We start from the raw sequence: 8560 nt of genomic DNA, 5'->3' as shown, positions 1-8560 counted from the left end.
CGACTTTGCGCCGATGATAGTGCTGCAACCAGTGTGAAAGTAGGTTATCGTCAGGCTAATTATTCAGCAGAGCCCGCCCAGTTAAGTCTGGGCGGGCTTTTTGCTTTTGGGCGGCGACAAATGCCGTCCGGCTGCGCAGCGGACAGGCTTGATGACTCAGCCGGATACTTTCTTTATTTCGCCGGCGCCGCGGCAGCTTCCGCAGTCAGCGTCGTCGCCAGCGTCGCACGCGCCTTCTCCGCATACTTGCGGCAGCCGTCGCGGTCGATGAAGGCCGCATTTCCGAGCTCCGCCTGCTTTGCCTTCTTCTCCCACAAACCACTGGCTTCCGGATGCGCACTCACCAGCACATCGCAGTCCAGCGATTCCACCGTCGCGATCGAGCGCACGACGTCTGCCCGCGCCTTCGGATAAAGCGGATTCTTGCTGAAACTCCTGCCGTCCGCAGCAACCGCAGTCACGCTGTCCGCGTACACCATGTTCATCGTCCGTCCGCCCTCGCTCGAGCGCCAGCTCCAACTGGTCGCACCCGCCGTATGCCCCGGAGTAAAGTGCGCGGTAATGGCCAGAGGCCCGAGCCTCACCACTTCGCCATCGTGCACCGCGCGCGTGTTGGCAACCGGCGCCATTGCTGCCAGATTCGGATATTGCGGGTCGCGCCTGTCCGGCTGGCCGGTACGCAGCACGCCTACGGAGGGTGGGCTGCCCATTACCATCGCGCCGCTCATCTTTTGCAGTTCGGCGATGCCACCGGCGTGATCGACATGTTCGTGCCCACTCAGGATATAGCGGATGTCCTCGACCTTGAAGCCGAGCTTGCGCACATGCCCGGCGATTTGTGCCGACGATCCTGTCGGCCCGCCATCGATGAGAACATGGCCGGCGGGCGAGGTGATCAGCACCGCACTGATGCCGCCGGTCCCGACATAATAGGTATTGCCATACACGGCAAAAGGATCTTGGGGTGCGTGCCAGTCCGCCGCACTGGCGGAGGCAAGGGAGGTAGCGAGCGTAATGGCCACGGCGAAGCTGATCGGTTTTCTCATGTTCAAAGTAAGAATGTGATGGCGAAAAAGCGATTGAAGCCACCTTCATTCTGCGCTGCGGTCGATGGCCCGGCAGCAGCCGGGTGACGAAACCCCGGTTTGGCGTGATAGCGGCGGCCGGCCAATCCGGCCCACGGGCATGCGCGCTGCTATACTTTTCCCGATGAATCAACGCGTCGATCACCCCGGCTTTTTCTCCGCGCCCCCTTCGGCTCCGCGCACCCTCGTGTCGACCGTGCTGCTGTGGGCAGCCATCAGCGTGCTGGGCGCGCTGCAGACCTACAGCGACAACCTGCGCGTCGGCATCGACAGCCATTATCCGGCCCTGCTGGCGACCTGGTTCGTCGAGTACGCGGTGCCGCTGATCGTCCTGAGCGCCGGTTTGAGCATGCTGCTGGCGCGCCGACCTGCCCTGATCGCGCGGCCATCCAACGTGTTCGCACTGTTCGTCGGGCTCGTGCTGGTGTTCCAGCCCGCCCAGTGGACCTACATGGCCTGGCTGCGCGGCTATCTGCACATCGCCAGCCTGGACGACGTCCGCCAGCTGTTCATGAAGATGCTGCTGGTCGGCTGGTTCTCGACCACCGGCACCTTCGCCGCCATCCTCGCGGTCCACTACTGGCGCCAGGTCCGCGAACGCGAACTGGCCTGGCAGCGCAGCCAGACCGACATGCTCAACCTGCGCCTGGCCTTGGAAGAGCAGCGCATGCTGGCCCTGCGCGCGCAGTTCGAGCCGCACTTCCTGTTCAATGCGCTGAATGCGATCAGCGCCCTGGTACGCGACGGCGACCGGACCCTGGCCCTCGGCGGGATCGGCCGCCTGAGCGACCTGCTGCGCTATGCGCTGTCGGCCAGCGTGCGCAGCACCGCAACCGTCGCCGCCGAGCTGCAGTTCGTGCGTGACTACCTCGATTTGCAGCGCCTGCGCTACGGCGACCGGCTGCAGGTCCACATCGACGGGGAGGGCAGGCTGCTGCACGAAGTGGAGTGTCCGCCGCTGCTGCTGCAGCCCTTGATCGAGAACGCCCTGCGCCATGACCTCGATTGCCGGCACAGTGGCGCGCCGAGCGACATCCGCCTGGGCTTCGTGCAGGATGGCGAGGTTCTCGTCATCCGCGTTACCAATCCCGTCAGCGCACAGGCTTCGCCGAATCCCGGCGCAGGACTCGGGCTGGCGAATACGCGGGAGCGCTTGAAGCTGATGCATCCGACCGCGTCGCTGTCCACCTCCCTGGCGGACGGTCGCTTCGTGGCCGAGGTCCGCCTGCCGCTCGAACGGGAGTGAACGATGACGGTACGCTACCTGATCGTCGACGATGAAGCGCCCAGCCGCGCCAATCTGCGCCTGGCCCTGGCTGCACATCCCGACTGGCTGCTGGTCGCCGAGTGCGACGGCGCCGCTGCCGCGCGTGCGGCCCTGGCCGCGCAGGACGTCGACGTGATCTTCCTCGACATCCAGATGCCGGTCGAATCCGGCCTCGTGCTCGCGCGCGAGGTCAGTCGCCTGCGCGAGCCGCCGCTGATCGTGTTCGCGACCGCCTATAGCGAGCATGCGGTCGACGCCTTCGAGGTGCACGCGCTCGACTACCTGCTCAAGCCCGTGAACGATGCGCGCCTGGCCCAGACCGTCGAGCGCATCGGCGCCATGCTGGGACAGCGGCAGCGCGAGGCCTATGGCGCGGCCCTGCGCGATTATGTCGCTGCCGATGCGGGTCGTGCCGTGGAAGGACTGGAGCGCATCAACGTGCGCTCAGTCGGCCGCATCGAGCAGGTGCGCGTGGACGACATCCTGTGGGTGGAATCGGCCGGCAACTACGTCGAGCTGCACCTGGAGGGGCGCACGGTACTGCATCGCATCACCCTGAACCGGCTGGAAGCGCTGCTCGCCCCTGGAGACTTTTTGCGCGTGCACCGCAGCGCGATCGTCCGGCGCAGCCAGATCGCGCGCCTGGAGACCGTCGGCGACGGCAGCTACCGGCTCGCGCTGCGCTGCGCTGCCACGGTGGCGGTCAGCGAACGCTACCTGGGCTCGTTGAAATCGGCGATGTGACGAATTGCCGGCGCACCGGGACGGCCATGCTGGTTTCGCCATCGACACCCTGCCTATACTGGCGTGTCACCAAGAACTGGAGAACACTTTGACCATCCGGCTGCAACCCGTCCGGCACCTCCCCCTTGCCTGTCTCTGCGTCTTCCTATTGCCGCCCGCAAGCCGCGCCGCCGTCAATGGCACCGATACCGCCGTTGTCCGCGCCGCCGTCGACCGTGCGATCCGGCCCCTGATGGCCCGGTACGACCTGCCCGGGATGGCGGTCGCCGTGACCGTGGACGGCCAGACGATGTTCTTCAACTATGGCCTGGCGTCGAAAGAACAGCATATCGCCGTCAGCGAGAACACGCTGTTCGAACTGGGCTCCGTCAGCAAGACCTTCACCGCAACCTTGGGATGCCATGCATGGGACCTGGGCAAGCTGTCTTTCGACGACCATCCCGGCAAGACCATGCCAGCGTTGAAAGGGAGCGCGATCGACCGCGCCAGCCTGCTCGAACTCGGCACCTACACGGCCGGCGGCCTGCCCCTGCAGATGCCGGACGAGGTCACGGACGAGACGCAGATGCTGGCGTACTTCCGCGGCTGGACCCCGGACGCGCCGCCCGGCACGCAGCGCCGCTATTCGAACCCGAGCATCGGCCTGTTCGGACATGCGGCGGCGCTCGCGCTGCGGTCGAATTTTGCCGATGCCGTCGAGGGCCAACTGTTCCCTGCGCTCGGCCTGACGCACAGCCATATCCGGATACCGGCGGCGGCGATGGCCGATTACGCCTGGGGCTATGACAGCAAGAACAGGCCGGTGCGGGTCAGCCCCGGCGTCTTCGATGCGGAAGCGTACGGCGTCAAGTCGAGCGCCGCCGACATGATCCGCTTCGTGCGGCAGAATATCGACCCAGGCCAGCTGCCGGAGCCGATGCGGCGCGCGGTGGACTGCACCCACACCGGCTACTTCCAGGTCGGCGACACCGTGCAGGGTCTCGGGTGGGAGCAATACCGCCTACCCGTGAGCCTGGCGGACCTGCAAGCCGGGAACGGCGACAAGATGAGCCGCGAAGCGAATCCGGCGACCAGGCTCCGGCCGCCGCAGGCCCCGGCGCGCGGAACACTGTTCAACAAGACCGGCGCCACCCGCGGTTTCGGCGCGTACGTGCTGTTCGTGCCCGAATACCGGGTCGGCATCGTCATGCTGGCGAATAAAAACTACCCGAATGCGGCGCGGGTCGAGGCGGCCCACGCCATCCTCGAGCAGCTGATCAAATAAGCTTGTCGGGCGTAATCGGCAGGTCGCGGATGCGCTTGCCGGTCGCGTGGTAGACCGCGTTGGCGATCGCCGCCGCCACCCCGGTGATGCCGATCTCGCCGACGCCCTTGGTACCCAGCTCGTTGATGTAGGCGTCGTGTTCGTCGACCATGGTGATGTCGATGCTGCCGATATCGGCATTGACGGGCAAGTGGTAGTCGGCCAGGTTGGCGTTCACTGCCCGTCCCACGCGCCAGTCCATTTCCGTCTTCTCCATCAATCCCATACCCAGGCCCCACACGATCCCGCCCATCAGCTGGCTGTGCGTGGTCTTGCGGTTGACGACGCGTCCCACGCCGTAGGCGGCGACGATGCGCGGCACCCGGATTGTGCCGAGGTCCGGATCCACGTGCACCTCGGCGAACACGGCGCCGAAAGCCTGCATGGCGTAGCGCTTCTTCTCGTCGCCCTGGTCGGCGTTCGCTTCGGCGGTCACCGGCTGCCCGCCGTTGCGCGACACCACGGCCGCGATCGCATCGCGCCGCGCCGGATCGGCTCTCGCGAACAGCCAGCCGCCGGCGGTGTCGACCTCGTTCGCGTTCAGGCCGTGCAGGCTGGATGCGGTATCGCCCAGCGCCGTCGCGATCAGCTTGTCGCGCGCCGCGCGCACGGCCTGGTGCACCGCCGGGCCGACGCTCGCGACGGTCTGCGAACCGCCCGATACCGGGGCTTCCGGAAAGCGCGTGTCGCCCAGCTCGACGCGCACGCGCGAGACGTCCACGCCGAGCGCATCGGCGGCGACCTGCGCCATGACGGTATAGGTGCCGGTGCCGAGATCGTGGGTGCCGCTGCGCACCAGCAGCGAACCGTCCGCATCGATCCTTGCTGAGGCCTTGGAGCCCTTGCGGTTGGCCGGATAGGAAGCGGTCGCCATCCCCCAGCCCACCTGGGTGCGGCCCGCGCGCATCGACCCGGGTTCGGGCGTGCGGCGCGCCCAGCCGAAGCGCTCGGCGCCGATCCGGTAGCACTCGCGCAGCGACTTGCTCGACCATGGAATGTCCTTCTCGGGATCCTTCTCCGCATAGTTCAGCAGGCGCAGCTGGACCGGGTCGACCTTCAGCGCATACGCCAGCTCGTCCATCGCCGACTCGAGCGCGAAGCTGCCGCTCGATTCACCCGGCGCCCGCATATAGGTCGGCACGCCCACGTTCAGGGTCGCCAGGCGCTGCGAGGTCTGCAGGCTCTCGCTCGCATAGGCCTTGCGTGTCACGGCCGTGCAGGGCTCGACGAAGTCGTCGACGAAGGAGGTGCTCGACACCGTGTGGTGCGTCACCGCCAGCAGCTTGCCCTCATTCGTGGCGCCCAGCCGCAGGCGTTGCTCGGTCAGCGGACGCGCGCCGACCGGGCCATACATCTGCGTGCGCTCGAGTACGATCTTGACCGGCACGCCGGCCATGCGCGAGGCCATCGCCGCCAGCATCACGTGCGACCAGGTCGAGCCCTTGCAGCCGAAGCCGCCGCCCACGAAAGGGCAGACCACGCGGATCTTTTCCGGGTCCATGCCGAAGGTCTGGGCGGCGGTGCGGCGCACGCCCGAGATGTTCTGGGTCGCGTCGTACAGGGTCAGCCGGTCGCCTTCCCAGTCGGCGATCGTCGCGTGCGGTTCGAGCGGGTTGTGGTTCTCCATCGGCGTCGTGTACACCAGGTCCAGTTTCTGTGCGGCGCGCTCCATGCTGCGCGCGACGTTGCCGCGTCCGGTGTCGGGCGGGCGGTCGGGCTGGGCTTCGGGACGGCGCAGCTTCATCTTGGCCTTGCGGAAGTCGAGTTGGGCCGGCTCCGCCGCATAGCGCACGTTCAGGCGGCGGGCGGCGTCGCGCGCGTGCTCGAAGGTGTCGGCCACGATGACGGCGACCGGTTGCGCGTTGTACAGGACGCGGTCGTCCTGCAGCAGCGAGAGCGCGGGATTCGGCGGCTGCTTTTTCTGGTCCGGTTTCGATTGTTCCTTGCCGCCCGAGCTGCCTTCGGACTTGCCCTGACTCTGCAGGCGCGGCGCGTTCTGGTGCGTCATCACCAGCATCACGCCGGGCATGCGTTTGACGCTGGCCACGTCGATGGCGACGATGCGGCCCTTGGGCACGGTCGACAGCACCATCATCCCGTGGGCCAGCCGCGGGATCTGGTGTTCGGCCGAGTAGGTGGCCCGGCCGGTGACCTTGAGCGGCCCATCCAGGCGGTCGATGCCCTGTCCGATCACACTCATGCGCTTTCCCCCTGGTTTTCCTGCGCTTCTCGCAAGGCACGCACGACGGCGCGCTCGGCGAGCTTGATCTTGTAGCCGTTGTCCTTGAAAGCCTGGGCGCCGTCGAGCAGCAGCTTGGCCGCCTGCGTGCAGCGCGCCTCGTCCAGCGGCTGGCCGGCCAGCAGCGCTTCCGCCGCCGGCACGCGCCACGGCTTGTGCGCGACGCCGCCGAGGGCGATGCGGGCCTGGCGCACTATCTCTCCATCCATCTCCAGTGCCGCCGCCGCCGAGACCAGCGCGAAGGCGTAGCTGTTCCGCTCCCTCACCTTGAGGTAGTGGGTATGGCGCGTAAAAGCCGGGGGCGGCAGATCCACCGCGGTGATCAGTTCGTCCGCATGCAGCAGCGTGTCGACTTGCGGCATGGTGCCCGGCAGGCGGTGGAACTCGCCGATCGGGATGCTGCGTTCGCCCTTCGGGCCGCTGACCTGGATCACCGCATCGAGGGCGGCCAGCGCGACGTTCATGTCGGACGGGTTCACCGCGATGCAGGCGCTGCTGGCGCCGAGGATCGCATGCATGCGGTTGACGCCTTCGCGCGCGCCGCAGCCGCTCCCGGGGGCACGCTTGTTACACATCGCGAACGCAGTATCCATGAAGTAGGGGCAGCGGGTGCGCTGCAGCAGGTTGCCGCCGATGGTCGCCATATTGCGCAGCTGGGCGGACGCGCCGGCCAGCAGGGCCTGGGTCAGCAGCGGATAGCGGCTGCGCACCAGCGGGTGGTTGGCGGTATCGCTGTTGCGGGCCAGGGCGCCGATGCGTAGGCCGCCGTTCGGCAGCTCGGCGATCCGGTCCAAGCCGATGTGGTTGATGTCGATGAGCCGCGCAGGCCGTTCGACGTCGCCCTTCATCAGGTCGAGCAGGTTGGTGCCGCCGCCGATGAACTTGGCGTTCGGCTGCTGGATCAGGCGGATCGCGCTGGCAGGGTCGCTGGCCTGGTCGAAGTCGATGGCGCGCATGCTGCCCTCCCTATGCCTTGGCCCGCGCCGCCGCCCGGATGGCGGTGACGATGTTGTTGTAGGCGCCGCAGCGGCACAGGTTGCCGCTCATGCGTTCACGGATCTCCGGATCGGTGAACGCGACCGTCTGCTGGCGCACGTCGGGCGTGACCGCGCTGGCCGTGCCGGCTTTCATTTCGGCGATGCAGGCGACGGCCGAGCAGATCTGGCCTGGGGTGCAGTAGCCGCACTGGAAGGCATCGTGCTCGATGAAGGCGGCCTGGATCGGCGCCAGTTCCTCGCCGCTGGCGATGCCTTCGATGGTCGTGATCTTCGCACCCTGGTGCATGACCGCCAGGGTCAGGCAGGAGTTGATGCGGCGCCCATCGACGAGGACGGTGCAGGCGCCGCACTGGCCGCGGTCGCAACCTTTCTTGGTGCCGGTCAGGTGCAGCACTTCGCGCAGGGCATCCAGCAGGGTGACGCGCGGTTCGAGCGACAGCTGGTGCTCGGCGCCGTTGATGTTCAGCGTGACCGGACGGGGTGGGACGAATGGTGCGGCCGGGGTGGCGTTTTTTGCTGGCGCTGCGCCGGCTGGCGCCAAAGGCAGCTGGCTGGCACCCGCGACGAGCAGGGCGGATTGCATGAAGCCGCGGCGTGAGGTGTCCACGTCGGCGAGCGTATTCACGTCTGCGACAGGATGGCTGGGTTGGTCTGACATCACAGGCTTTCGAAAGGGATGCGGCGGACGCATCGCAGGAGGCTGAGCAATTCATTATCTGCCGCGGTGAAATCAGTTCCGTTAGACCGCACACATAGCTGTCTCGTTCGTGTGCAAAAAAAGCGAGGTCAGGCCCTTGCGCATTCCCATACCGGTTTGCTATAGTTCGCCTCCTGCTTCTGCAGCGCGAGAAAAGCTGAACGAAATCAAGTAGTTGAGCTAGGTGTTTTGATAACACCGCTGGCGTTGAAGAAAAACGAGGGGTT

Annotated in this window: 7 protein-coding genes; 3 read left to right on the top strand and 4 right to left on the bottom strand. The window is 66.8% G+C overall.

Translation table 11 applies throughout. The features are described from left to right. Positions 1 to 173: 173 nt before the first annotated feature. The gene (gene bla / locus ACI48D_RS25925) at positions 174 to 1046 is read right to left on the bottom strand and encodes a subclass B3 metallo-beta-lactamase (RefSeq protein WP_435574122.1); all 873 of its coding nucleotides are present in this window, start codon (positions 1044 to 1046) and stop codon (positions 174 to 176) included. Positions 1047 to 1209: 163 nt separating this feature from the next. Here bla and ACI48D_RS25920 point away from each other — a divergent pair, with 163 nt between their 5' ends. From ACI48D_RS25920 to ampC, 3 genes are all read left to right on the top strand, one after another. Continuing rightward, positions 1210 to 2331 (top strand): sensor histidine kinase, encoded by a 1122-nt coding sequence (locus ACI48D_RS25920; protein WP_435574121.1) that lies wholly within the window; start codon positions 1210 to 1212, stop codon positions 2329 to 2331. 3 nt (positions 2332 to 2334) lie between these two features. Further along, a complete protein-coding gene (locus ACI48D_RS25915) occupies positions 2335 to 3096 on the top strand; it encodes a LytR/AlgR family response regulator transcription factor (RefSeq protein ID WP_435574120.1) in 762 nt (253 codons plus the stop codon). 100 nt (positions 3097 to 3196) lie between these two features. After that, positions 3197 to 4360 (top strand): class C beta-lactamase, encoded by a 1164-nt coding sequence (ampC, locus tag ACI48D_RS25910; RefSeq protein ID WP_435574123.1) that lies wholly within the window; start codon positions 3197 to 3199, stop codon positions 4358 to 4360. On the opposite strand, the gene ACI48D_RS25905 is transcribed toward ampC, so the two are convergent. Genes ACI48D_RS25905 through ACI48D_RS25895 form a run of 3 tightly spaced genes read right to left on the bottom strand, consistent with a single transcriptional unit; the run spans position 4353 to position 8294 of the window. Continuing rightward, entirely contained in the window at positions 4353 to 6599 is a 2247-nt protein-coding gene (locus tag ACI48D_RS25905) for a xanthine dehydrogenase family protein molybdopterin-binding subunit (protein ID WP_435574119.1), read from the bottom strand. The two genes, ampC and ACI48D_RS25905, sit on opposite strands and share 8 nt — an antisense overlap. Further along, a complete protein-coding gene (locus ACI48D_RS25900; protein WP_435574118.1) occupies positions 6596 to 7594 on the bottom strand; it encodes an FAD binding domain-containing protein in 999 nt (332 codons plus the stop codon). Before ACI48D_RS25900 ends, ACI48D_RS25905 begins: the two co-directional genes overlap by 4 nt. 10 nt (positions 7595 to 7604) lie before the next feature. Continuing rightward, complete coding sequence (locus ACI48D_RS25895; RefSeq protein WP_435574117.1) at positions 7605 to 8294, bottom strand: 2Fe-2S iron-sulfur cluster-binding protein; 690 nt, start codon at positions 8292 to 8294, stop codon at positions 7605 to 7607. Positions 8295 to 8560: the final 266 nt, after the last annotated feature.

This window comes from Massilia sp. LXY-6 (assembly GCF_051233485.1).
In the GTDB taxonomy this organism is placed as follows: Bacteria; Pseudomonadota; Gammaproteobacteria; order Burkholderiales; family Burkholderiaceae_D; genus Telluria.
The sequence above is the reverse complement of the archived record's forward strand: the minus strand, read 5'-3'. Positions and strand labels throughout refer to the sequence as shown.

What these genes read in the sequence shown, in the direction of transcription:
- ACI48D_RS25895 (WP_435574117.1), bottom strand. Translation starts at nt 8,294, where the DNA reads ATGTCAGACCAACCCAGCCATCCTGTCGCAGACGTGAATACGCTCGCC.
- ACI48D_RS25905 (WP_435574119.1), bottom strand. Translation starts at nt 6,599, where the DNA reads ATGAGTGTGATCGGACAGGGCATCGACCGCCTGGATGGGCCGCTCAAG.
- bla (WP_435574122.1), bottom strand. Translation starts at nt 1,046, where the DNA reads ATGAGAAAACCGATCAGCTTCGCCGTGGCCATTACGCTCGCTACCTCC.
- ACI48D_RS25900 (WP_435574118.1), bottom strand. Translation starts at nt 7,594, where the DNA reads ATGCGCGCCATCGACTTCGACCAGGCCAGCGACCCTGCCAGCGCGATC.
- ACI48D_RS25915 (WP_435574120.1), top strand. Translation starts at nt 2,335, where the DNA reads ATGACGGTACGCTACCTGATCGTCGACGATGAAGCGCCCAGCCGCGCC.
- ACI48D_RS25920 (WP_435574121.1), top strand. Translation starts at nt 1,210, where the DNA reads ATGAATCAACGCGTCGATCACCCCGGCTTTTTCTCCGCGCCCCCTTCG.